We start from the raw sequence: 325 nt of genomic DNA, 5'->3' as shown, positions 1-325 counted from the left end.
GTTTCGCCCTGGGAAGTTGACGTTACCAGTAATGGCGAGACAAAGCGTATCACCACCCGCAGTATTATTATTGCAACCGGAGCAAAGCCATTAGTACCCAGCTTTGAAGGCCTGGATAAAGTTGATTACTTAACCTCGGATACATTATGGGAGTTAGAAGAGCTGCCTAAACGCTTATTGGTATTGGGTGGCGGTCCCATTGGTTGTGAGTTGTCACAAGCGTTTCAGCGTTTAGGTTCGCAGGTCACTCAGGTGGAAATGGCTGATCGGCTTATGGGTCCGGAAGACGACGATACAGCCAGACTGCTGAGCGAGCGTTTAAATG

General features: G+C 48.9%; 1 protein-coding gene. It reads left to right on the top strand.

Annotated features, from left to right (window positions below; translation table 11 throughout):
- Positions 1 to 325: FAD-dependent oxidoreductase (locus B3180_RS09965; protein ID WP_286844299.1), on the top strand; the 325-nt coding region annotated here is incomplete at both ends.

It is taken from the genome of Idiomarina sp. UBA4206, from assembly GCF_002383015.1.
Taxonomy (GTDB): domain Bacteria; phylum Pseudomonadota; class Gammaproteobacteria; order Enterobacterales; family Alteromonadaceae; genus Idiomarina; species Idiomarina abyssalis.
The sequence above is the reverse complement of the archived record's forward strand: the minus strand, read 5'-3'. Positions and strand labels throughout refer to the sequence as shown.